General features: G+C 37.2%; 21 protein-coding genes. 18 read left to right on the top strand and 3 right to left on the bottom strand.

Features of this window, described 5'->3' with window-relative positions; genetic code table 11:
* Positions 1-327: 327 nt before the first annotated feature.
* Genes CLV94_RS00565 through CLV94_RS00575 form a run of 3 tightly spaced genes read left to right on the top strand, consistent with a single transcriptional unit; the run spans position 328 to position 5,032 of the window.
* Positions 328-2,751: a TonB-dependent receptor gene (locus CLV94_RS00565; RefSeq protein WP_121374525.1), complete on the top strand. Its 2,424-nt coding sequence runs from the start codon at positions 328-330 to the stop codon at positions 2,749-2,751.
* Positions 2,752-3,852 (top strand): PepSY-associated TM helix domain-containing protein, encoded by a 1,101-nt coding sequence (locus CLV94_RS00570; protein WP_121374526.1) that lies wholly within the window; start codon positions 2,752-2,754, stop codon positions 3,850-3,852.
* A 4-nt stretch (positions 3,853-3,856) separates the two neighbouring features.
* On the top strand, positions 3,857-5,032 hold the full coding sequence (locus CLV94_RS00575) for a PepSY-associated TM helix domain-containing protein (protein WP_245982401.1): 1,176 nt from the start codon (positions 3,857-3,859) through the stop codon (positions 5,030-5,032).
* On the opposite strand, the gene CLV94_RS00580 is transcribed toward CLV94_RS00575, so the two are convergent.
* The gene (locus CLV94_RS00580; RefSeq protein ID WP_121374527.1) at positions 5,022-5,378 is read right to left on the bottom strand and encodes a DUF983 domain-containing protein; all 357 of its coding nucleotides are present in this window, start codon (positions 5,376-5,378) and stop codon (positions 5,022-5,024) included. The genes CLV94_RS00575 and CLV94_RS00580 overlap by 11 nt on opposite strands.
* Positions 5,379-5,494: 116 nt before the next feature.
* Between CLV94_RS00580 and CLV94_RS00585 the strand changes: the two genes are divergently transcribed.
* The 7 genes from CLV94_RS00585 (at position 5,495) to CLV94_RS00615 (ending at position 13,467) form a co-directional block, all read left to right on the top strand.
* Positions 5,495-6,367: an AraC family transcriptional regulator gene (locus tag CLV94_RS00585; RefSeq protein ID WP_121374528.1), complete on the top strand. Its 873-nt coding sequence runs from the start codon at positions 5,495-5,497 to the stop codon at positions 6,365-6,367.
* 89 nt (positions 6,368-6,456) lie between these two features.
* Positions 6,457-7,674 carry a hypothetical protein gene (locus CLV94_RS00590; RefSeq protein WP_121374529.1) on the top strand — a complete coding sequence of 406 codons (1,218 nt, stop codon included), beginning with the start codon at positions 6,457-6,459 and terminating at the stop codon, positions 7,672-7,674.
* A gap of 124 nt (positions 7,675-7,798) precedes the next feature.
* The gene (locus tag CLV94_RS00595; RefSeq protein WP_121374530.1) at positions 7,799-9,025 is read left to right on the top strand and encodes an RsmB/NOP family class I SAM-dependent RNA methyltransferase; all 1,227 of its coding nucleotides are present in this window, start codon (positions 7,799-7,801) and stop codon (positions 9,023-9,025) included.
* Position 9,026: 1 nt separating this feature from the next.
* Positions 9,027-10,118, top strand: a complete 1,092-nt coding sequence (locus CLV94_RS00600) for an endonuclease (RefSeq protein ID WP_121376182.1) — start codon at positions 9,027-9,029, stop codon at positions 10,116-10,118.
* A 133-nt stretch (positions 10,119-10,251) separates the two neighbouring features.
* Positions 10,252-11,361, top strand: coding sequence for an endonuclease (locus CLV94_RS00605; RefSeq protein WP_121374531.1), 1,110 nt, complete (start codon positions 10,252-10,254; stop codon positions 11,359-11,361).
* Between the two features lie 133 nt (positions 11,362-11,494).
* Positions 11,495-12,586 (top strand): endonuclease, encoded by a 1,092-nt coding sequence (locus CLV94_RS00610; protein WP_121374532.1) that lies wholly within the window; start codon positions 11,495-11,497, stop codon positions 12,584-12,586.
* A gap of 83 nt (positions 12,587-12,669) precedes the next feature.
* A complete protein-coding gene (locus CLV94_RS00615) occupies positions 12,670-13,467 on the top strand; it encodes a class I SAM-dependent methyltransferase (protein ID WP_121376183.1) in 798 nt (265 codons plus the stop codon).
* Positions 13,468-13,525: 58 nt separating this feature from the next.
* Here CLV94_RS00615 and rho read toward each other — a convergent pair whose 3' ends face one another.
* Positions 13,526-15,355: a transcription termination factor Rho gene (gene rho, locus CLV94_RS00620; RefSeq protein WP_121374533.1), complete on the bottom strand. Its 1,830-nt coding sequence runs from the start codon at positions 15,353-15,355 to the stop codon at positions 13,526-13,528.
* Between the two features lie 186 nt (positions 15,356-15,541).
* Between rho and CLV94_RS00625 the strand changes: the two genes are divergently transcribed.
* From CLV94_RS00625 to CLV94_RS00640, 4 genes are all read left to right on the top strand, one after another.
* Positions 15,542-15,952, top strand: coding sequence for a DUF4293 domain-containing protein (locus tag CLV94_RS00625; protein ID WP_121376184.1), 411 nt, complete (start codon positions 15,542-15,544; stop codon positions 15,950-15,952).
* Between the two features lie 162 nt (positions 15,953-16,114).
* Positions 16,115-16,774, top strand: a complete 660-nt coding sequence (locus tag CLV94_RS00630; RefSeq protein WP_121374534.1) for a response regulator — start codon at positions 16,115-16,117, stop codon at positions 16,772-16,774.
* Positions 16,775-16,791: 17 nt separating this feature from the next.
* Positions 16,792-17,109, top strand: coding sequence for a hypothetical protein (locus tag CLV94_RS00635; RefSeq protein ID WP_121374535.1), 318 nt, complete (start codon positions 16,792-16,794; stop codon positions 17,107-17,109).
* Entirely contained in the window at positions 17,090-18,868 is a 1,779-nt protein-coding gene (locus CLV94_RS00640) for an ATP-binding protein (protein WP_121374536.1), read from the top strand. Before CLV94_RS00635 ends, CLV94_RS00640 begins: the two co-directional genes overlap by 20 nt.
* Here CLV94_RS00640 and CLV94_RS00645 read toward each other — a convergent pair.
* The gene (locus tag CLV94_RS00645) at positions 18,865-19,362 is read right to left on the bottom strand and encodes a metallophosphoesterase family protein (protein WP_121374537.1); all 498 of its coding nucleotides are present in this window, start codon (positions 19,360-19,362) and stop codon (positions 18,865-18,867) included. The two genes, CLV94_RS00640 and CLV94_RS00645, sit on opposite strands and share 4 nt — an antisense overlap.
* 155 nt (positions 19,363-19,517) lie before the next feature.
* Here CLV94_RS00645 and truA point away from each other — a divergent pair, with 155 nt between their 5' ends.
* The 4 genes from truA (at position 19,518) to lpdA (ending at position 23,827) form a co-directional block, all read left to right on the top strand.
* Positions 19,518-20,279, top strand: coding sequence for a tRNA pseudouridine(38-40) synthase TruA (truA, locus tag CLV94_RS00650; RefSeq protein WP_121374538.1), 762 nt, complete (start codon positions 19,518-19,520; stop codon positions 20,277-20,279).
* A gap of 14 nt (positions 20,280-20,293) precedes the next feature.
* A complete protein-coding gene (locus CLV94_RS00655) occupies positions 20,294-22,042 on the top strand; it encodes an ABC transporter ATP-binding protein (protein ID WP_121374539.1) in 1,749 nt (582 codons plus the stop codon).
* 9 nt (positions 22,043-22,051) lie between these two features.
* Positions 22,052-22,342 carry a hypothetical protein gene (locus tag CLV94_RS00660; RefSeq protein WP_121374540.1) on the top strand — a complete coding sequence of 97 codons (291 nt, stop codon included), beginning with the start codon at positions 22,052-22,054 and terminating at the stop codon, positions 22,340-22,342.
* 96 nt (positions 22,343-22,438) lie between these two features.
* Positions 22,439-23,827 carry a dihydrolipoyl dehydrogenase gene (gene lpdA, locus CLV94_RS00665; protein ID WP_121374541.1) on the top strand — a complete coding sequence of 463 codons (1,389 nt, stop codon included), beginning with the start codon at positions 22,439-22,441 and terminating at the stop codon, positions 23,825-23,827.
* Positions 23,828-23,858 lie beyond the last annotated feature (31 nt).

A 23,858-nucleotide genomic window follows, 5' to 3' on the forward strand; every position in this document is an offset into this window, starting at 1 on the left:
ATAAACAGCTTTTTTAGAAATTATTATTGACAATCAGCCAACTGCAAAAAAATCCGATAAAATACAAATCATGATTATTATGCATAAAAATAAACGCTATAATATTTCCAAACATCCAAATTAATATAAAAAATAATTAAGGAAATGTCTGAACTTTTTCTATCACATTGTAGCTAAAAAAAGGATTATCATAATTCTTATCTATATTTTTCTTTCAAACGATAAATCGTTTATTTTATTTGTATTAATTCTAAATAAGTCTTGCTTGCTTGTCTTTTGCGAATTACTTTTGCACAGCATTTAAATCTAATCTAAATCTTATTCAAAATGAATAAATTAATAATGACATTACTTGTCAGTGTCTTTTTCAGTACGATTTCATTCGCACAAAATGGCATAGTAACTGGCAAAATTGCCTCAACAGACAACACACCGCTTGAATCGGTTACCGTTACTGTAAATGGTACTAGATTCGGAACCCAAACGGATTCTGAAGGTAAATTTGAAATAAAAAATATAAAAACCGGCGACTACGTCTTGAAAGTTACTTTCGTGGGATATACTTCTAAAGAGGTTCCTTTTACTATCGTAGAAAACCAAACAACTGCTTTAGAAAACATTTCGCTGAACAACAAGAATGAGACTTTGGCAGAAGTCGTGATTACAGGAAACATCAACAGATATACAAAATCTGAAAGTAATTATGTTTCAAAAATGCCCATCAAAAATCTTGAAAATTCTCAAGTGTATAGCGTAGTTACCAAAGAATTGATGAAAGACCAATTGGTTGTCAATCAAGATGAAGCTTTAAAAAATATTCCTGGATTGTACCAATTATGGGCTTCAACTGGCCGTGTTGGTGATGGAGGTTCTTACTTTTCTTCACGCGGATTTATTACGCAAAGCTTATTGAGAAATGGTATTGCAGGAAAAATCACGAATAATGTTGATGCTTCCAACTTAGAAAGGCTAGAAAGTGTTAAAGGTCCTTCGGCTACGCTTTTTGGCAGCTTGCTTACTTCCTACGGAGGTTTAATCAACCGAGTAACAAAAAAGCCGTATGATAACTTTGGCGGAGAAATTTCGTATCAAGCAGGAAGCTACGGTTTAAACCGCGTGACTGCCGATATCAACACTCCAATCAACGATGACAATACCGCTTTATTAAGAGTAAATGCGGCTTACAATAATGCGAATACCTTCCAAGATTACGGACATACAAGAAGCTACTTTTTCGCTCCGTCATTCTCTTATCAGGTAAACGAAAAGCTTTCTATTTCTATTGATGCGGAACTATCAAATGTAGACGCTTCCTCAATGCCTCTGATTTATATTCCGTTTGGCCAAACTCCAAACAGCTTAGGCCTTCACAGTGCAAATGATATCAAGATGAACTGGAAAAGATCATTCGTAGGTGATGAATTTATGATGAATACAAAAACAGCCAACATTTTCGCACAAGCTAACTACCAAATGTCGGATAACTGGAAGTCTCAGACGGTTTTTAGTACCAGTTCGAACCAATCTGTCGGGCCTCAAACTTGGTTCTACTTATTAGGAAATAACGAAATGTCGAGAAACGTGTGGAACATCGACGGAAGAGATAACATTATCGAATTCCAGCAAAATTTCAACGGAGAATTCGAAATTTTCGGAATGAAAAATAGATTCTTGCTCGGCGGTGATATCTACCGTTCAGAAAGCAAAGTTGGTTATGGTTATCTGCCGACCTTCTTCTATTTTGATACCGTAAATTACGCCGGCGCAAACGACAACTATTATAATTTTACGCCGCAAGCAGCTGAGGCTTTGTTTGCCCAAGGAACACATTACAAAACACACAGTTCTTTGACAACATACAGTGCCTATATTTCTGACGTAATTAATGTTACAGATCGATTAATCCTTTCGGCTGCATTGCGTTTTGACCACTATAACAATGAAGGAAATTTTGACCCGGCAGCCAATACGACTTCTGGAGCTTTTTCTCAAAATGCCTTGTCTCCAAAATTCGGTGCCGTGTACCAAATTATAAAAGACCAAGTTTCTGTTTTCGGGAACTACCAAAACAGCTTTAGAAATATTGGTTATCAATTAGCCGATGTAAATGGAATGCCTCAATTGAAAGCTTTCGATCCAGAACAAGCCAATCAGTTTGAAGCTGGGGTGAAAATCAATACATTCCAAAACAAAGTAAGCGCGACTTTTAGCTATTACAACATTGAAGTAAAAGACATTCTTAGAACCGGACAGTTAGCAAACACTAGCGTTCAAGATGGAAACCAAACCAGCAAAGGTTTTGAAGCTGAAATCACTGCCAATCCAATTCCTGGCTTAAATTTCATCATAGGTTATGCGTTCAATAACAGCAAGCTAAACAATGCCAATGCAGATGTAAACGGACTAAGACCAGAAACCGCAGGCCCTGAAAATATGGTCAACTACTGGATCAGCTACAGCTTGCAGGCCTCAAAATTGAAAGGTCTAGGCTTTGGTTTTGGAGGAAATTATGCCGACAAGACATTTATCTATAACAGAAATCCATTAAGCTCTGGCAATAGCGCCGATGTACAGACTTTTTCATTGCCATCTTACGCAGTCATCAATGCGGCATTGTATTATGACCAGCCAAAATACAGGCTTTCATTAAAGGTAAACAACCTTACTGATGAATTGTATTTTAATGGTTATACGACAATAAATGTACAAGCGCCAAGAACTTTCATGGGAAGCGTGTCGTATAAATTCTAGATGAATTTCAAAAAAAGCATACGATTTTTACACAAATGGCTCGGACTCACCTCCGGGCTTATTGTGTTTATAGTGAGCATCACCGGCTCTATCTTTTGCTTTCACGACGAGATTAAAGACTTGACAAGAGACTATCGAAAAGTGAAAGTTGAAAGCAAATCGTATGTTTTAGCTTCAGAATTGCAATCAAAAGCAAAAGAACTTTTTCCAACAGCTACCGCAGACATGATTGTCTTTTACGGAAAAGACAGGCCTGCAATTGTGTATTCAAGCATTAACGACAAACCCTACAATTTATATTTCAATCCGTATTCAGGAAAATTTTTGAAGCAGGAAAGCATCGAAGATGATTTTTTTGCCATCGTAGAAGACCTACACATGCACCTTTGGCTGCCGCCAGAAATCGGAAAACATGTTGTCGGAATCTCAACTATTATTTTTATTGTGATGCTCCTCTCCGGAATCATATTGTGGTGGCCGAAGAAACGCAAAGACTTAAAAAACAGAATAAAAATCAAGTGGAAAGCCAAATGGCGCCGCGTGAATTACGACTGGCACAACGTGACTGGATTTTATATCTCGCTGTTTGTCTTGGTCATTGCTTTGACAGGCCTCACTTTTTCCTATGAATGGATGCACAAGACAATGTATTTTGTCGGAAATCTTGGGCAAGACAATCCAAAAGACGATTTTTCTCCAGCAATTGATACTACGCTAACCTCTTCTTCAAAAGCAAATCCTATGGATATTGCACTTTCACAAGCATTCAAGATCAAGCCTGACGACGAAATGTTTTTTGTCTGGTATCAAGGCGAAAAGGCAGCAATCATAACAGGTTCGTATCCCGATGCGATGGACTTTGACCATCAGTCCAATTTAGATTTCCATCCTAAAACCGGTCAGCTTTTAAGCTCGAATTTATACGAAAATAAAAACCCTGGTACACAGCTACAAGAAATGAATTACGGATTGCATACTGGGCAATTCTTCGGAATAACCGGAAAAATAATCGCTTTTATATTGAGCCTATTTGCAGCAGCTTTACCTGTAACCGGATTTATAATTTTCTGGGGAAGAAGAAATAAAAAAGCAAAAAAATAAATTATTGGCAAAGAAAAACAAATACGGCTTCAAGCATTGGATTGGAAAAATACACCTCTGGCTCGGGATGGCTTCTGGCTCGATTGTTTTATTGCTCTCCGTTACAGGCTGTATTTATGTTTTTAGTGTCGAGATTACAGAAGCATTCCGCAAAGACGCAATGTACGTTTCGGAAGTAAAGCCGAATACGATTCCTATTTCAAAGCTTTGGGACGATACGCAGCAAAAAATTGGCACCTCAATTAAAATCTCTAATGTAAAAGTCTCTAACAATCCTGAAAAAGCATGGATTTTTGGATGCTACAAAGGAAATGACGATGCCATCACCTACTTCGGAGCAATCGACTATTACAAATCAATTTATGTAAATCCTTATTCTGGAGAAATTTTGGCTATTTACGACGAAGAAATGGACTTTTTCAACATCGTAAAATACATCCACTGGAGCTTATTGCTAGAAATAGGTCTTGGCCAGCAAATTGTAGGCTGGTCAACCTTTATTTTTGTGATAATGCTTATTACAGGAATCATTTTATGGTGGCCCAAAAACAAGGCGGCTCGTAAACAGCGGTTTAAATTCCAATGGAAAGAAACCACGAAGTGGAAACGAAAAAACTATGACATCCACAACATCTTTGGATTTTATATCGCTACCATTGCATTGATTATCGCCTTTACAGGAATGGTCTGGGCCTTCTCATGGTTTCACAATCTTGTTTATGTTGCAGGTTCTGGAACTACTAATCCGCCAGAAATAGTTACAAAAGAAGCACACAAAAATCTTCCGAAAATTTCCAATGTAATGGAAACTGCCTTAGAAAAAACAAAGTTGGCTTATCCCGATGCCGATGCTTTCAGTCTAGGAAAACCTGCGGATTCGTTAGCAACTGTCGATATTTACGTACAGCAAAATGAAAACACCTACTATGTTTCGCATCAGATGCGCTTTGCGCAGAAATCAGGAGAAATGCTGCTGAACAGAAATCATGCTGATAAGAATTTTGGTGAAAAACTAATCACCGCCAATTACGACATCCACGTTGGCGCGATACTAGGATTCCCTGGAAAAGTCTTAGCATTTATAGCTAGTTTTATCTGCGGACTGCTTCCTGTTACTGGCTTTTTAATCTGGTATGGCCGAAAATTCAAGAAAAAAACAGCAAAGCCAATCAGACATTAGCCTTGCTATCAAACATATAAATCCAAAGCAGCCTTGAATACCTAAAATTAATCGTGCACAGCAAGAAAGCAGCTGCAACGATAAACAAAAGGCTGTGAACCAGACTGGTCACAAATAATCTTGAGATAAAAAAAGTAGCGACCATTTCGGCAACAGCAAGGCCGTAACTAACGTACATCGCACCAAAGAAATACCCTGGCTCTTTCACAAACTTATGCCCGCACTCTGAGCATTCAGGGTGCATTTCAGGCATTTGGAACAAAAATGGATTCCCGTTGGTTTTAAAAACTTTCCCTTTTCCGCAATTCGGACATTTATTCTGAATTACATTTTTTAAAAATGACATGACTTTATTGTTTTATTAGGACAAAGTTCAGAAATAAGACAAGCTTTCACAATAGAGTAAATACGCTAAAATTTGTAGTATTCGGACATTTTAAAATTTATTCGTATATTTATTCCATGGAAATGATTAGCGTTTTAGACATCAGCCAGCTCAAGCTGGACGAAGGGCAAAAAGATTTTTTTGTCAATAGGATACCTCCTCACATTTTAGAGAATCACAGCAAGATAACACGACCGCACAAGCATAATTCTTACTTGGCTATTCTTTTTACGAAAGGCTCTGGAAGGCACGAAATTGATTTCAATTCCTATGAAATCAAGTCTGGAAGCGTCTTTCTTTTGGCACCGGGAAAAACGCACCATTGGGAACTTTCAGAAGATATCGACGGTTATATTTTTTCGCATACTTCTGATTTCTATGATTTGCATTATTCACACAACAGAATGCACCAGTTCCCTTTTTTTTATTCGATTCAAAACACTCCTCATTTAGCTTTGGATACAAAAAACAGCAAGAAAACGGAAGCTTTATTCCAAAAGCTTTTTGAAGAATATCACACCAAAAACAATTTTCAGCAGCAGCTTATCTTGAGCTATATTGATATTATTTATGTAGAATTATCGAGATTATATCTTGAGGAAAATACGCAGAAAATAATCCGATCCAATTCTTATTCTGAAAAATTCCAGCAATTTGAAGATTTGATTGAAAAAAATTACATCACAGAAAAGTCGCCTTCGCAATATGCTGACTGGATGAACATTAGTCCGAAACATTTAAACAGGATTACAAAAACCGTCATCGGAAAAACAGCTTCTGAGGTAATTGCAGACCGGATTATCTTAGAAGCAAAAAGAAGATTCTTGCATACAAAAAATAGTTTTTCGGCCATTGCCGAATCTTTGGGTTATGAGGATTATGCTTATTTTTCAAAATTATTTAAGAAAAGCTCAGGCCTTACTCCTACTGGGTTTTTAAAACTTTACTGATTGCCCTAAAAAATCTTGGCACAGATATTGGTTATTACAAATCAAAAGAAAAAAACATCAGTCAAGAACACTTAAAATAATTAGAAATCATGAAAACGAAATTAATAACATCTGCCCTCTTTGCATTTTTATTTACAATTCAAATTCAGGCACAAGACAGGACAACCGTTACTGCCAACAGCAATGACATCAGTGACAACCTCGACTTAAAAGCCGTGGCTTCCATTTTTGGAGATTCTGAAGATTTGGCTGATTTTGAAAGAAGGCTGAACGACCCAAAAATACAGATTTCTAATCTTGACTTGAACGGCGACAATCAAGTAGATTACTTAAGAGTCATTGAAACCGTAGAAAACAATACCCACTTGATCATTATCCAATCGGTATTAGAGCGCGATGTGTATCAAGACGTTGCAACTATCGAAGTGGAGAGAGACGGCAATAATAACGTGCAAGTCCAAGTTGTAGGAGATGTGTATATGTACGGTACAAATTACATTTATGAGCCTGTATATGTTTCAAGACCCGTAATTTTTAATGTCTTTTGGACAAATTATTACAGACCTTACTATTCTCCTTGGTATTGGAGTTATTATCCAACTTACTATTATGCATGGAATCCTTATCCTGTTTACAGATACCACAGACATGTGCACAACCATATCAACGTGCACAACCACTATAACTATGTAAGCACGAGAAGAAGTTCAAGAGCCGAGGCTATGTACACTACGAGACGTTCTAACGGATACGAAAGACAACACCCAGACAGATCATTTACGCAAAGAAACAATGTGAGCAACAGGCACGAATTAGTTCAAACCCGTCAAGGATCAACTAGAAACCAAGCTGCTACAGGAACTAGAGCTTCAAATGTAACTCGAAATACAACTACATCTGGAACTAGAAATTCTACAACGACGACAAGAAATAGTTCAAACACAAACAGGACATCAACTCAAACGAGAAATAATGATACGCGTACTTTGAATTCTTCAACAAGAAATACGACACGTTCGGAAAGCACTCCGGTTAGAGTAAACTCAACAACGAGAACAAGTCCTGCTCGAACAGAAGCGCCAGCAAGAGTCGAAAGTAATACGCGAACCAGCTCAACGCAAAGAACGCAAGCACCGACAAGGACAAACACGTCAAGAGCGGAAGCGCCATCTCGAAATACAGCGCCTACAAATGTCAGCAGAGGCAATTCAGCACCTAGACAAAGTGCACCGCAACAGTCAAGAAGCAATGACGGAGGAAGTTCAAGAGGCAACTCTAGTTCTAGAGGCGGAGGCTCAAGAGGCTAAACCCTAATTTCACAAATAACAAAGGAGGCTCCAAAAGGCCTCCTTTTTCATGCAATACCTCCGCATACAAACACATTGGCAAACAAGCAAAAAATGTGATACCTTTGCACATCAATTACATAAAATGAGATTACACAGAAATTTAGTTTATACAACTATCGATTCATTGAGCGCTATTTTCAATGACGGAGAATATGCAGATAAAGTCGTAGCAAGAGCTTTAAAAAAAGACAAGCGTTGGGGAAGCAGCGATAGAAAATTTGTAGCCGAAACCATTTATGATATCGTTCGCTGGAAAAGACTCTACATGGAAATCGCAGAAGTTAGAGAACCTTTTGACAGAGACAACCTTTGGAGAATTTTTGCAGTCTGGGCTGTGCTTAGAGGATATCCGATTCCGGATTGGAGACAACTTGAAGGAACTCCAGAGCGAAAAATAAAAGGCCGTTTTGATGAGCTTTCTAAAGTCAGAAAATACAAAGAATCTATTCCAGATTGGATGGATGAATTGGGCGTAAAAGAACTTGGTGAAGAACTGTGGGCTAAAGAAATTGCGGCACAGAACCAGCCAGCAAAAGTAATCTTGAGAGTCAATACGCTAAAAACCACCAAAGAAAAGCTTCGTGCTATTTTAATGGACCAAGATATAGAAACAGAATTCTTGAAAGACCAGCCAGACGCATTAGTATTGAAAGAAAGAGCCAACGTTTTCTTGACAGATGCTTTTAAAGAAGGTTTTTTTGAAGTACAAGATGCCAGTTCGCAATTAGTCGCTGCATTCTTGGATGTCAAACCTGGAATGAGAGTTGTTGATACCTGCGCTGGTGCAGGAGGAAAAACGCTTCACATGGCTTCATTGATGGAAAACAAAGGGCAGTTGATTGCTATGGATTTATACGAAAGTAAGCTGAAGCAGTTAAAACTGAGAGCGAAAAGAAATGGTGCTTTTAATATCGAATACCGAATTATCGATACGACAAAAGTGATCAAGAAATTACATGAAAAAGCAGATAGAGTATTAATTGATGCACCCTGCAGCGGTTTAGGAGTCTTAAAAAGAAATCCTGATGCGAAATGGAAACTACAGCCTGAATTTATTGACAATATCAGAAAAGTACAAGCTGAAGTTTTAGAAAACTATTCCAAAATAGTAAAGCCGGGAGGAAAAATGGTGTATGCGACTTGTTCCATCTTACCCTCTGAAAATCAAGAACAAGTTAAACGTTTCTTAACAACGGATATAGGGAAAAACTTTACCTTTGTCAAAGATACGAAGATCTTGGCGTCGGAGTCAGGATTTGATGGATTCTACATGGCGTTGTTTGAACGAAAAGAAGAAAAAAAATCATAACATGAAGAAAAATTACACTTTCTTATTCCTGCTCTTTGCCGCAATTGGATTTGCACAAGCTCCGGCAGGTTATTATAATTCTGCTACGGGTACTGGATATACTCTAAAAACACAGCTTTATAACATTATAAAAAATCACAATGATCGTGGTTATGCTGGTTTATACACAACGTACCAAACCTCTGATGTAAAGCCGAATGGCAAGGTTTGGGATATGTATTCTAATTGCGATTTTACTTTTGGCCCTGTTACAGGCGGCGGTAATCAAGACAACGGAACCGACCCTGCAGGACAAGAGTGTGTGTTTTTTAACCGTGAACATACCGTTCCGCAAAGTTATTTTGGTAATTCTACCTTGCCAATGTATGCAGATGCGCATTTCGTATTGCCTACAGATAAAGTTGTCAATGCAAAAAGAGACGATTATCCGTTTGGAGTTGTACAAAATGCGTCATGGACGTCTATAAATGGATCAAAATTAGGGAACAACCTAAATTCTGGATATTCTGCAGGATATGCATCTACTGTTTTTGAGCCTATTGATGAATATAAAGGTGATTTTGCACGATTGCTTTTTTATTTTGCAACACGATATGAAACGCAACTGGCAGGCTTTTATACTTCCTCTTCTTCTACATCAAAAGTAATGTTTGATGGTTCAAGCGGAAGAGCCTTCTCTCCTACTTTTTTAAACATTTTACTGACTTGGAATCAGCAAGATCCGGTTAGCGCTAAAGAAATTGCAAGAAACAATGCCGTTTATGCACGCCAAAATAACAGAAATCCTTACATCGACAATAATGCCTATGTAACTGCAGTTTGGGGAACTCCGTTGTCCATTCCTGCTTATGAATCTTTAGCAGCGATTGCAGTATATCCAAATCCTTCCAACAATCACAAGATCAATATCGATTCAGAAGTACAATTGGACGAAATACAGCTCATAAACATCAACGGGCAGATCATGCAGCAAATCAAGAATCCGTTGTCACAAAGCAATACCTATACTTTAGAAAATCTTCCTTCTGGATTTTATTTCTTAAAGCTGACTTCTGATAGCCAATCGACAACAAAAAAAGTAATCATAAACTAATTGCTTTTTACATATAAATCTTACAAAATGCCTGATTGTCAAAATTTCAGGCATTTTTTTATTTGATTATTGCGTTAAATTTTAAAATTCTATTGGCAAAACAAATTACATTTGTCGTCCAAAATTTAATTTAATGAAAAACTTTTACGCTTTTGCACTATTGCTTACAGTGGCCCTTGGCTACGGCCAAATTCCAACTGGATATTACAATAATGCTACAGGTACAGGCTATGCCTTAAAAACCCAATTAAAAACAATCATCTCCAACGGCCACAATCCCAAATCCTATGATGCCTTATGGACATTATACCAAAACACGGCATATAAGGATCATTACTACGAAAACGACAATACTTTGCTAGATGTCTATTCTGAGAAACCGGGAGGTACAGATTCTTATACTTTTTCAGTGCCTTCTGATCAATGCGGAAGTTATACTGGCGAAGGTAGCTGCTATAATAGAGAACATGTTATTCCTAAATCTTATTTTGCTTCTGCCGCCCCTATGTATTCGGATGCGCACCATCTTTTTCCAACAGACGGATATGTCAACAACAAGCGCGACAATTTCCCTTTTGGAAAAGTCGGAACTGCAACATGGACATCTACAAATGGATCAAAATTAGGCCCTAATCTTAATTCTGGCTATTCTGCAGGATTTACCGGAACTGTTTTTGAGCCTATAGACGAATTCAAAGGAGATATCGCAAGAGCTTATTTTTATTTTGCTACCAGATATGAAAGCAACATGCCCAGCCTTTATACAAATGCTCCGTCAACAACAGAAGTAAAGGCAATGTTTGACGGTTCAAGCAATAAGGTTTTTTCTAGTACTTTTCTAAACATTCTACTGACATGGCATCAGCAAGATCCTGTAAGTCCACGAGAAATTGCTATCAACAATGCAATCTACAGCCACCAAGGAAATAGAAATCCTTATATTGATCATCCAGAATATGTCAATACAGTTTGGGGGAATGCTCTTTTTACTCCTTCTTTTGATGCTTTATCTATAATTGCTGTATATCCAAATCCATCGAACAATCATAGGATAAATATCGATTCAGAAGTACAATTGGACGAAATTCAATTGGTAAACATCAATGGACAGATAATGCAAGAAATTAAAAATCCGGCGGCACAGAGCAACACCTATACTGTGGAAAATATTCCTTCTGGGTTTTATTTCTTGAGACTGACTTCTGATAGCCAATCGACAACAAAGAAAGTAATCATAAACTAATTGCTTTTTACATATAAATCTTACAAAATGCCTGATTGTTAAATTTCAGGCATTTTTTTATTCGATTATTACGTTAATTTTAAAATTCTATTGGTAAAACAAATTACATTTGTCGTCCAAAAATTTAATTTTAATGAAAAACTTTTACTCTTTTGCAATGATGCTTTCTGCTTCATTTGCATTTGCGCAAGCTGGTGGCCCTGCCTCTTATTATAATGGAGTCGATTTCAGTCAGACTGGAAATACTTTGAAGACAGCTCTTGCACAAAAAATTACCACTACCCACACCAAAACTTTAAGTTATGACGATGCTGAAAAAGCCATCCAAATAATTGATCTTGATCCGCAAGACGCTACAAATACCAATGTCTTGCTTCTGTATGGATTCAGCAACAATATATGTCCTTCATCACAAGCAGACGATAACGACCACAGACGAAGAAATAAAAATAGCGATGGCGGTGGCGCTACCTGCCAATGGAACAGAGAGCACACATATGCCAAATCTTTAGGAACACCAGCTTTAGGAACTTCCGGACCTGGTGCAGATGCTCACCATTTAAGAGCGTCTGATGTACAAAGAAATGGGGATAGAGGTAGTGAAAAATTCGCAGCAGGATTTGGAAATTCACGTGATATAACTTCTTCGACATGGTATCCTGGCGACGAATGGAAAGGCGATGTTGCCCGAATGATGATGTATATGTATCTTAGATATGGCAATCGCTGCCTGCCAAAAAATGTTGGCGTTGGCACAGCTGTAGCAAGCGATTCCAACATGATTGATTTGTTCCTTCAATGGAATGCCGAAGATCCTGTTTCGCAATATGAAGACAACCGTAATACTTATTTAGGTAATGCGAGCAATGCTTATGGTCAAGGAAACAGAAATCCTTTTATTGACAATCCATATTTGGCAACATTAATTTGGGGAGGTCCTGCAGCTGAAAATCGTTGGCCGTCGCTTTCTACTCCAGATTTCAACCCGCTTTCTGCTGTTGCAGTTTATCCAAATCCATCAAATAACCACAAAATCAATATCAATTCTGATATGGTTCTGGATGGAATCCAGCTGATAAATATCAACGGACAGATTGTGCAGGAAATTAAGAATCCAGCATCTCAAGGAAATACATATACTTTAGAAAACTTACCTTCTGGGTTTTATTTCTTAAAGTTAGCCTCTAATAATCAGTCAGCTACCAAAAAAGTAATTATAAACTAATTTTTTTAGCTTTAGAATACAAAGCCTTTCTGATGGTTCAGAAAGGCTTTTTTTTTATATATTTATGCAAAATAAATTTTACGATGGAAGAGAATTACTTAGATATAAACAGAGAAACTTGGAATGAAAAAACAGACATCCACATCGATTCTGAATTTTATGACCAGAAAAGTTTTTTAGAAGGAAAGAATTCCTTGAATTCGATTGAGTTGGATTTGCTGGGAAGCCTTAAAGATAAAAAAGTACTGCATTTGCAATGTCATTTTGGTCAAGATACCTTATCATTGTCAAGATTGGGTGCCAAAGCAACAGGTGTTGATTTATCAGACAAAGCAATTGCTAGAGCAAGAGAAATGGCAGAAAAATTAGGTATTGACACTCAATTTATAAACTGCGATATCTATAGCCTTCCTGATCATCTTGATGAAGAATTTGATATTGTTTTTACCAGCTACGGAACCATCGGCTGGCTACCTGACTTGGATAGATGGGCAAAAGTCATCCACAAATTCCTGAAACCTGACGGCAAATTCTTATTGGTAGATTTTCATCCAGTTGTATGGATGTTTGATGATGATTTTGACAAGATAGGCTATAATTACTTCAAAGATGAGCCTATAATTGAAACCGTAAACGGAACTTACGCGGATAAAAATGCGCCTGTAGCCCTAAAGACAATCAATTGGAATCATTCCATCAGTGAAATTCTCAACAGCCTTATCCAAAACAAGTTAGAAATAGGTTCTTTTGACGAATACGATTACTCACCTTATGATTGCTTCAACAAGACAGAAGAATTTGAACCCAAGAAATATCGTATCCAACACATAGGAAACAAGATCCCTATGGTGTATGCTGTAGTCGCAACCAAAAAACAATAGGCATAAAAAAACTCCAATTAGAAAATTGGAGTTTTTTATTATTTTAAATTTCTACGAATTAGTCATTCATCGAAATCAGGAATTCTTCATTATTTCTTGTCTTCTTGAAACGATCGTTGATAAAGTCCATCGCTTCTACCGGATTCATATCTGCCAAATACTTACGCATGATCCACATTCTTTGAATCGTTCCTTCATCCAAAAGCAAGTCGTCTCTTCTTGTACTTGAAGAAGTAAGATCGATTGCTGGGAAAATACGCTTGTTCGCAATTTTTCTATCCAATTGCAATTCCATATTTCCAGTTCCTTTAAATTCTTCAAAGATCACCTCGTCCATTTTAGAACCTGTTTCGGTCAGAGCCGTTGCGATAATACTTAGAGAACCGCCATTTTCAATATTTCTTGCAGCACCGAAGAAACGTTTTGGCTTCTGAAGTGCATTAGCATCAACACCACCGCTCAATACCTTTCCTGAAGCTGGCTGTACCGTATTATAAGCTCTTGCCAAACGCGTAATAGAATCTAAAAGAATCACTACATCATGACCGCATTCTACCAACCTTTTTGCTTTTTCCAAAACAATATTGGCTACTTTTACGTGTCTGTCAGCTGGTTCGTCAAATGTAGATGCAATAACTTCTCCTCTAACACTTCGTTGCATATCAGTTACCTCTTCTGGTCTTTCGTCAATCAGTAATACGATTAAGTATACTTCTGGATGGTTTGCAGCAATCGTATTGGCAATATCTTTCAAAAGCATCGTTTTACCTGTTTTTGGCTGCGCAACGATCATACCTCTTTGTCCTTTTCCAATTGGAGAGAACAAATCGATGATTCTTGTAGAAATAGAGCTTTGTTTTCCTGCCAGATTGAATTTTTCTTCTGGGAAAAGCGGCGTCAGATGCTCAAAAGAAACTCGGTCTCTAACAACCTGTGGATCGTGTCCGTTAATTTTTAGGACTCTTACTAACGGAAAATATTTTTCTCCTTCTTTCGGCGGACGGACCACACCTTTTACCGTGTCCCCTGTTTTCAATCCAAAAAGGCGTATTTGTGAAGTAGAAAGATAAATATCATCAGGCGAAGCTAAATAGTTATAATCTGATGAACGCAAAAACCCATACCCATCAGGCATCATTTCTAGAACGCCTTCACTTTCAATTATACCATCAAATTCAAAATCAGCATCTCTAAAATTAACTTTTTTGTTGCCTTTGAAATTTGGATTTGTATTACCGTTCGGATTCGAATTTGGGTTTTGGTTAGGATTTTGGTTCCCGTTTCCGTTAGGATTATTTTTTTGGTTCGGATTCAGCTTTTGGTTTTGCTGTTGCGGTTGTTTTGCCTGTTTTTCAATGTTCTTTTCAACAGGAATATTTTCTGTCTCAACAGCTGGCTGTGTCACTACAACTGTCTCGTCTGTATTATTTTCAGCAATTTCCTCAGAAATGGCTTGCGGTTTATCAAAATTATTTTTCTTGAATTTTATCAGCTTTCGTTCTTTTTGAACTGGCGGTACTGCCGCATCGAGAGTAGTATTAATAGCTGGTTTTGGAGTAATTGCAGGTTTTGCTATAGGTTTCCTTTTTTCTTGAATGGGTAATTCTTCTGCTGGAGTCGGATTAGGTTCAGAAAAAAGAGTAGTGTTCTCTTCTTTTACAATTTTCGGTTTCTTTTCCGGAAGTATTCTAGTTCTTTTTGATTTAGTTTCTCCAGTTTCAGCCGACGGAGCAGGAGAAATAACTTCAGGATTTGCTGCTTGATAATCCAGTATCTGATAAATCAAGGCTTCTTTTTTTACTCCGTTAATCTTTATTTTTTTGGTTGCTTTCGCAATATCTTGAAGCTCAGACAGCTTCATTTCTTTTAATACAGAAATATCAAACATGAATGTTATTTGAATTAATTGTTTGGAATCTTTGAAGAGTAGTTGTGATTGTAATTTTTTTCGAAATGGATGATCCGCTAAATGAAGTGCTTACGGATTACTTATGCAATAATACGAATAAATTTTTATCATGCAATAGTATTTATGAAAAAGAAAATATATTTTTGTGGGACAAAACAGAGAATAATGATTCAGAGAATCCAGACTATCTATCTACTGATTGCCTTTATTATTATGGGAATATTGCCTTTTGTTTTTCCATTAGAAACTTCTTCTGCTGGTCAAAAAACATTTGCAATGGATCACATGTCGGATATGATTTTGTTTGGCCTGAGTGCTGCTCTTTCCCTAATTACTATTTTTTTGTTTAAAAACCGAAAATTGCAATTTGTCTTGGGCAGATTGAACATCATATTAAATTTAATTTTATTAGGATTATTTGTATATCATTCGCTAAGCTTATCCGGAGAGGTGGCGACCTCAGAGAAGGGTATTGGGATGTTTCTACCTATTTTTTCTATCGTTTTTTTAGTGCTTGCAAACAAAGCCATAAAAAAGGATGAAGATCTCGTAAAATCTGTGGATCGATTGAGATAAACCTATAAACTTAGTTTTATTTAGTGCGTAAAAAAGCCTGGACAGTGTCTAGGCTTTTTTTGTATTTCATCGATTTTTATCGCATTTCGTAAGGTAAATTAAATTCTTGTGGCATTACTTCAAAAAAAAAAGTTAAATTTGGTTAAGCCAATTTCCCCATAAATGGACACAAAAATAAGAATATATCTAGCTGACGATCACCAAGTTCTGATTGACGGAATGCTTTCTATGCTGAAGACAAATAAGAGATTTGAGGTCGCCGGATACTCCCTAAACGGTGAAAATCTAGTTGAAGATGTCTTAAAAAACAAGGCAGACGTACTTGTTATGGACATTAACATGCCTAAAAAAGACGGCATTGAAGTACTGCGTGAATTTTCTGTAAAAGGTTTTTGCTGCAAGGTCATCATTCTCTCCAGCTATGATGACGTGAAAATCATAAAAGAAGTATTGAAACTAGGCGCTAATGGTTATCTTAGTAAACAAAGTGCCGGAGAAAATATTATTGAAGCTATAAATGCAGTCGCAAATGGCGAAGAATATTTCTCACAATCCATACGCGACCGGATTTTTGACTCGTTTTCTAAAATCCCACAGCAGAGTTACATTAGCGAAGCCATGCCGCTTTCTTCAATTACAGAAAGGGAATTGGAAGTACTGAAACTTATTACAATGGAATATAGCGGAACACAGATTGGAGAAGAGCTGAATATCAGCACCAATACCGTTGAAACCCACCGAAAAAACTTAATAAAGAAACTCAATGTGAAAACCACAATTGGGTTGGTAAAATATGCCTTGAAACATAACTTAATTAATTAACCTATAAATCAGTAATTATGTCACTATTTTTAAAAAACTATGGAGTTGGAAAAGATGAAGAATCCTTTAAAGTAGCTTTTCAAATTCCAATTAACTGCGAGTATACAACTTATTTAGATCCTTATGATGTTAACATCATCGCGGTTACCTTAAAGCCATACGAAAAAGATCCTTCACCAGAGTTTGTACTTTATGAAGAGTCTTATACTTGTATTGACAATGTATTAACTGTAGATTTCGAACTACCTGATGGTAATTCTAACGGAGGAGGAGGCCTTGGTGATCCTGTAACTAAAAAACCAAGACTTAGAATAGATGATCTTAAAATGGACTAATTTCAAATTTCCGTTTTGGACAATACTGCTATTCTTTACTTTTTCTGGATTTGCCATTACTCAAAATAAACCTCAAGACTCTTTATCTTATTACATTGAGAACAAAGACTATCTGAAAGGATTAAAATATTCGAGAGAAAAGTCAAAATTTTATCTAGAAAACAAAGATTACAAAAAGTATTGCGATGTCAGCCTCAAAAAGGCTGACATCTATTTTATGCTTAACGATAATCAAAAATCCTTTGAGACGTTATTTAAGGCATTAAAAATTGCCGAAGAGCACAATATCACAAAATCTAGAATGGAAATCTTAGAAGATATTGGGCATCGTTATGCCTCTATCCGAAATTACGATAAGGCAAAAAACTATTACTACAAATCTCTTTCTATAGGCCGAAAAAACAAGCTTATAAACCAAAATTCCTTTATATACCAAAGGCTTTTCAAAGTCCATATCATGACAAATTCCGATAGTGCTTTTTACTATATGGAAAAAATAATGAAAAGTGCCAAAGAATTAAATGACCCGAATGAATTAGCCTTCAGCTATAATAATTATTACAGCTATTACATCACAAATCAGAAATACCATCTGGCTAGGAAGTACTTGGATTCTTCTATGTATTACTCTGAAAAGTCAAACAATATCAGGCAAATTTGTACTGCATTGAGCAATTTGGGCTATCATTATCTCGTCGTCGAAAAAAACTACAAAAAAGGTATCGAGCAATACCTAAAATCGTTGGCTATAAATCCAAAAGATACTATCTCTCAAGAGGTCGGAGATACGTATCTCAACCTGTCATACGGTTACGAAATGGTCGGCGATTATAAAAATGCCATCGATTACATGAATAAATATTTTCATGTCAACGAGACTATCTATGAAGACAATATAAAACGAGCTATCTCTGACGTTGAAACAAAGTATAAAATTGAGAAAATCGAAAATGAAAACAAGGAAAAGCAACGGTTACTAGAAGAAAAGCAAAAAAATAACCAAAAGATAATCTTGATTTTTATTGCACTTTTTGCCTTCAGTACTATTCTATTCTATTTTTTCTATCAAAACTTAAGGCTTAAGCAAAAAAATAAATTTATAGAATTTGACAGGCAGATTAAACAGAATATAATCAACGCAACAATCGACGGACAAGAAATCGAGCGAAAAAATATTGCTACTATATTACATGACAGCATCAGTGCACTCTTGTCATCTGCCGGACTTCATCTTTCTGCCTATAGTGCAAACAATCCTACTGAACATTCGGAAGAGATACAAAAGACAAGGGCCATTCTAAAAGAAGCACATGACAATGTAAGAGACCTATCGCATGAATTGATTCCGCCATTGTTGGCCAAATTTGGGATTTTCCATGCTTTGCAGGATTTATGCGAAAAGAATTCCAATTCGATTCTCCAATTCGAATATTCAAGCTATGTACCACAAGGAAAACGCTACAATGAAGAATTTGAAATGCGCGTCTATTTTATCATCGCAGAGCTTTTCAATAATATCATGAAACATAGCAAAGCTTCAAAGGCGTATATCACTTTAGAAGAAAACGGCGACCAGCTCTTGATAACGATTGAAGACGATGGTAAAGGATTCGACACCAGCAAAGAACTCTCCAGCGATGGTTTCGGACTTACACAGATAAAATCTAGGATAAAACATTTGAAAGGCAGCATTACCATCAACTCAAAAATAAACGCGGGAACGCTGATTTATATCAAGATACAGATTTCGAAAGCTTAAGGCTTCTTCCCTATCTCAATCACTTCTAAATCTTTGATTTTATCGCCTTCAATTACAAAACGAAGCATTGTACGTACTTGATGAAAACCATGGATTCCGCAAGCGCCTGGATTCATATGGAGCAGGTTTAATTTTTTATCAAACATTACTTTCAATATATGGGAATGTCCGGTAATAAAAAGTTTAGGTGGATTTATTGCAATCTCGTTTTTGATAGCAGGGCTATATTTTCCAGGATATCCTCCGATATGCGTAATCCATACATCGACATCTTCGCACCTAAACCTATTGTGGAGCGGAAATTCCATTCTTGCTTTGTCGCCGTCAATATTTCCAAAAACAGCACGCAGGGGCTTGTGCTTTTTTAGAGTATCTGTCACGTTCAAATCTCCGATATCACCTGCATGCCATACTTCATCAGCCTGATCGACATACTTTAAGATTGTATCGTCAATATGGCCATGCGTATCGGAAAGCAAAAGAATTTTTCTCATCAATTTTTAAATTATATCTGGGTAAAATTACAAAGTTTCCATTTCTAAAGCCGAAGATCCGATGTTTTAGTTCATAACTTTTAAGAAAAAATTGAAACTTTGCATCCCAACTTATAACTATCTTTGTTCCTCAAAAACTTTGGATTTACTTCACCTTGAGATATTTCATCGAATTCGCGTATAACGGAAAAAATTATCACGGATGGCAACAGCAGCCCAATGCTCCTTCTGTTCAAGAAACATTAGGCAAGGCGCTTTCTGTCTTGCTCAGAGATACGATAGAAATTATGGGAGCCGGGAGGACTGATACTGGTGTTCATGCCAAGCAGATGTTTGCACATTTTGATGTGGAAAATTCGTTAGACATTAATTTTTTAAAAGCAAAGCTGAATTCTTATCTTCCAAAAGACATTGCCATCATCCATATTCATTCTGTAAGTGACGATGCACATGCTCGTTTTGATGCTGTGAAACGTACGTATGAATATCATATCAATACTATAAAGGATGTCTTTGAGGAACAGCACAGCTGGTATTTCCACCAAAAACTGGATATTGAAAAGATGAATCAAGCTGCAAAAATTCTTTTTGAGTTTAGCGATTTCCAATGTTTTTCAAAGGTAAATACCGATGTCAAGACGTTTCAATGCAAAATCATGGAAGCGGATTGGAAACAAAATGACAATAAGCTAATTTTCACGATTGCAGCAGATCGCTTTCTCCGAAACATGGTCCGCGCTATTGTAGGCACCTTGGTAGAAGTCGGAATTGGAAAAACAAGTTTGGAAGATTTCAGGAAAATCATCGAAAGTAAAGATCGAAATCAAGCAGGGCCTTCTGCTCCGGCACACGGCCTGTTTTTGACAAAAGTAGAATATCCTTATATTTACAGCAACGAGCCCGCTGACAAAAAATAGCCTCAAATAAAGCAATGAAAGCATCAGATACCAAAATATTTAAACGAATAATGGAGTACACAAAACCGTACAAATCCCGATACTATTGGGTTATTGTGTTTGCGGTTACCTTGTCGATTTTTGCGGCACTCCGTCCCTATTTATTAAAACAAACAGTCGACAGCTACATACAAAAAGAAGATGCCACAGGTTTGCTATACTTCATCCTTTTGATGGCAGGAGCCTTGATCGTAGAGGTTGTCTCTCAATTTTATTTTGTCTTTCTTGCCAACTGGCTCGGACAAGACATCATCAGGGATATTCGCGTAAAGCTTTTCAACCACCTGATGAGCTTTAAGATGAAATATTTCGACAATGAACCTGTCGGAAAGCTCGTAACCCGCTCCGTTTTCGATATTGAATCTATTTCTAAAATTTTCAGCCAAGGATTGTTTATGATCATAAGCGACCTGCTGAAAATGGTTGTCGTACTGCTCTTTATGTTCTACATGAACTGGAAGCTTACGATTATCGTCATGTGTGCTATGCCTGTTTTGGTCTATGCGACACGTGTTTTCCAAAAAAAGATGCAGGTTGCTTTTGAAGAAGTACGAACGCAGATTGCCAACCTGAATACGTTTGTACAAGAGCGCGTGACCGGAATGAAAATCGTACAGCTTTTTTCAAGAGAAGACATTGAATATGAAAAGTTCAAGATAATCAATGATAAGCATAAAAAAGCGTGGATCAAAAACGTTTGGTACAACTCGATCTTCTTCCCGATTGCCGATATTGTTTCGTCTATTTCGCTAGGATTGGTCGTATGGTACGGCGGACTGAATATTTTGGCAGGAAATGGCTCGACAACGTTTGGAGACTTATTTTCATACACTATGTTTATCGGAATGCTTTACAATCCTTTACGTCAGATTGCGGATAAATTTAATGAGATGCAGATGGGAATGATTGCCGCAAACCGCGTTTTTGAAGTTTTAGACACCGAAGGACATATCCAAGACAAAGGAAAAGTTACAGCTCCAACTTTCAAAGGAAATATTGATTTTAAGGATGTGCATTTCAGTTACACTGGCAAAGAAGATGTCTTAAAAGGCATCAATATTCATGTAGAAGAAGGGGAAACTATCGCCATCGTGGGGGCCACTGGAGCAGGAAAATCAACCATCATAAACCTACTGAATCGTTTTTATGAAATCAATGGAGGCGAGATTCTTATTGATGGTACCGACATACGAGATTTCACTCTAAAAAGTCTTAGGAATCAGATTGCTGTCGTATTGCAAGATGTTTTCCTTTTTGCAGATACGATACACAACAATATCACTCTCGAAAATCCGAATATTTCTAGAGAAGATGTTATCAAGGCGGCAAAAGAAATCGGAGTGCATGATTTCATCATGACACTGCCGCACGGCTATGATTATAACGTAAAAGAACGTGGCGTAATGCTGTCTTCTGGTCAACGCCAATTGATAGCTTTTTTAAGAGCTTTTGTTAGCAACCCAAGCATTTTGATTTTGGACGAAGCGACTTCATCTATCGATTCGTATTCTGAAGATTTGATCCAAAGAGCAACAGAAACCATCACCAAAGGCAGGACATCAATCGTAATAGCGCATCGTTTAGCAACTATCGTCAATGCCGACAAGATTATCGTCATGGAAAAAGGAAATGTTGTAGAACAAGGAACGCATTATGAATTGATCAACAAAACGGAAGGTTATTATAAAAATCTCTACTACTCACAATTTGCAGTAGAAAGCTAAAAGAAAGCCATGAAATTATTTTTCAAACTTCTTTTTATAGTAATCGTATTAGAGATTATAATCACGATATTCTGTACGTTTATCATGGAAGAGACTTCCAGTCGACTTTTAAAAAGCATTTGCAGTTTGCTGATTATATTTCTAAGCTTTCCGATTTATATTATCGATAAAAGCTATCCATTTTATGCGCAAGGTTCTGCTAATTTCGGCTTGATGCTTATGCTGATCAATGTAGTATTGCAGACATTAATTTTATACGGGTTCATTAGAATCGTATCTAAAAAGAAAAACGGATACTAACAAGGCTTGTGGAAACTTTGCAACTCCGAAACTTTTCCATGACCAAATAATTAACTATTTTCGTACTCTCAAATAACAAGAAAAAATTATATTCTAATGAAATACGATATTATTGTTTTAGGAAGCGGTCCTGGCGGTTATGTAACAGCCATCAGAGCAGCGCAATTAGGCTTTAAAGTTGCCATAATCGAAAAAGAAAATCTGGGCGGTATTTGCTTGAACTGGGGATGTATCCCAACCAAAGCGTTGTTAAAATCAGCACAGGTTTTTGATTACCTAAAACATGCTTCTGACTATGGCTTGACCATTGAAAAATTTGACAAAGACTTTAATGCCGTAATCTCACGTTCGCGCGGTGTTGCTGACGGAATGAGCAAAGGCATCCAGTTTTTGATGAAAAAGAACAAAATCGACGTTATTGAAGGTACTGGAAAAGTAAAAGCCGGAAAGAAAATCGACGTTGTTGGCAAAGACGGAAAAACTACAGAATATGATGCCGACCATATCATCATTGCAACTGGAGCTCGCTCTCGCGAATTGCCAAACTTGCCACAAGACGGCAAAAAAGTGATCGGATACCGCCAAGCGATGTCGTTGTCTGAACAGCCAAAATCAATGATTGTTGTAGGTTCTGGAGCGATCGGAGTTGAATTTGCGCATTTTTACAATGCAATGGGAACTGAGGTTACTATTGTTGAATTTATGCCAAATGTAGTTCCTGTAGAAGACGAGGATATCTCAAAACAATTTGAGCGCTCTTTGAAAAAAGCAGGTATCAAAGTGATGACCAATGCTTCTGTTGAAAAAGTAGATACTTCTGGAAACGGCGTAAAAGCTACCGTGAAAACCGCTAAAGGAGAAGAAATTCTTGAAGCTGATATCGTACTTTCTGCTGTCGGAATCAAATCGAATATTGAAAATATCGGTCTTGAAGAAGTTGGAATTGCAACTGACAGAGATAAAATCTTAGTAAATTCTTACTACCAAACGAATATTCCTGGTTACTATGCTATCGGAGATGTAGTTCCTGGACAAGCCTTGGCACACGTTGCTTCTGCAGAAGGAATTCTTTGTGTTGAAAAAATCGCTGGCCTTCATGTAGAGCCTCTAGATTACGGAAACGTTCCTGGCTGTACGTATGCGACTCCAGAAATCGCTTCTGTTGGTTTGACAGAAAAACAAGCTAGAGAAAAAGGCTATGAATTGAAAATCGGTAAATTCCCTTTCTCAGCTTCTGGAAAAGCTAAAGCGGCCGGAACTCCTGATGGTTTCGTAAAAGTAATCTTTGATGCTAAATATGGCGAATGGTTAGGATGCCACATGATTGGTTCAGGCGTTACCGATATGATTGCCGAAGCTGTCGTAGCTAGAAAATTAGAAACTACAGGTCATGAAATCATCAAGTCGATTCACCCACACCCAACTATGAGCGAGGCGATCATGGAAGCTGCTGCCGATGCTTATGGAGAGGTAATCCACTTATAAAATTTCAGATTGCAGATTTTAGATTTGCAGG

Source organism: Flavobacterium endophyticum (assembly GCF_003634455.1).
Lineage (GTDB): Bacteria > Bacteroidota > Bacteroidia > Flavobacteriales > Flavobacteriaceae > Flavobacterium > Flavobacterium endophyticum.

Excerpts from the sequence above, each read along its gene's own strand:
- CLV94_RS00655 (WP_121374539.1), top strand. The coding sequence starts at position 20,294 with ATGAAAGCATCAGATACCAAAATATTTAAACGAATAATGGAGTACACA.
- CLV94_RS00590 (WP_121374529.1), top strand. The coding sequence starts at position 6,457 with ATGAAAACGAAATTAATAACATCTGCCCTCTTTGCATTTTTATTTACA.
- CLV94_RS00640 (WP_121374536.1), top strand. The coding sequence starts at position 17,090 with ATGATCTTAAAATGGACTAATTTCAAATTTCCGTTTTGGACAATACTG.
- CLV94_RS00660 (WP_121374540.1), top strand. The coding sequence starts at position 22,052 with ATGAAATTATTTTTCAAACTTCTTTTTATAGTAATCGTATTAGAGATT.
- CLV94_RS00570 (WP_121374526.1), top strand. The coding sequence starts at position 2,752 with ATGAATTTCAAAAAAAGCATACGATTTTTACACAAATGGCTCGGACTC.
- CLV94_RS00565 (WP_121374525.1), top strand. The coding sequence starts at position 328 with ATGAATAAATTAATAATGACATTACTTGTCAGTGTCTTTTTCAGTACG.
- CLV94_RS00580 (WP_121374527.1), bottom strand. The coding sequence starts at position 5,378 with ATGTCATTTTTAAAAAATGTAATTCAGAATAAATGTCCGAATTGCGGA.
- lpdA (WP_121374541.1), top strand. The coding sequence starts at position 22,439 with ATGAAATACGATATTATTGTTTTAGGAAGCGGTCCTGGCGGTTATGTA.
- CLV94_RS00595 (WP_121374530.1), top strand. The coding sequence starts at position 7,799 with ATGAGATTACACAGAAATTTAGTTTATACAACTATCGATTCATTGAGC.
- CLV94_RS00605 (WP_121374531.1), top strand. The coding sequence starts at position 10,252 with ATGAAAAACTTTTACGCTTTTGCACTATTGCTTACAGTGGCCCTTGGC.
- CLV94_RS00615 (WP_121376183.1), top strand. The coding sequence starts at position 12,670 with ATGGAAGAGAATTACTTAGATATAAACAGAGAAACTTGGAATGAAAAA.
- CLV94_RS00635 (WP_121374535.1), top strand. The coding sequence starts at position 16,792 with ATGTCACTATTTTTAAAAAACTATGGAGTTGGAAAAGATGAAGAATCC.
- CLV94_RS00610 (WP_121374532.1), top strand. The coding sequence starts at position 11,495 with ATGAAAAACTTTTACTCTTTTGCAATGATGCTTTCTGCTTCATTTGCA.
- rho (WP_121374533.1), bottom strand. The coding sequence starts at position 15,355 with ATGTTTGATATTTCTGTATTAAAAGAAATGAAGCTGTCTGAGCTTCAA.
- CLV94_RS00645 (WP_121374537.1), bottom strand. The coding sequence starts at position 19,362 with ATGAGAAAAATTCTTTTGCTTTCCGATACGCATGGCCATATTGACGAT.
- CLV94_RS00600 (WP_121376182.1), top strand. The coding sequence starts at position 9,027 with ATGAAGAAAAATTACACTTTCTTATTCCTGCTCTTTGCCGCAATTGGA.
- CLV94_RS00625 (WP_121376184.1), top strand. The coding sequence starts at position 15,542 with ATGATTCAGAGAATCCAGACTATCTATCTACTGATTGCCTTTATTATT.
- CLV94_RS00630 (WP_121374534.1), top strand. The coding sequence starts at position 16,115 with ATGGACACAAAAATAAGAATATATCTAGCTGACGATCACCAAGTTCTG.
- CLV94_RS00585 (WP_121374528.1), top strand. The coding sequence starts at position 5,495 with ATGGAAATGATTAGCGTTTTAGACATCAGCCAGCTCAAGCTGGACGAA.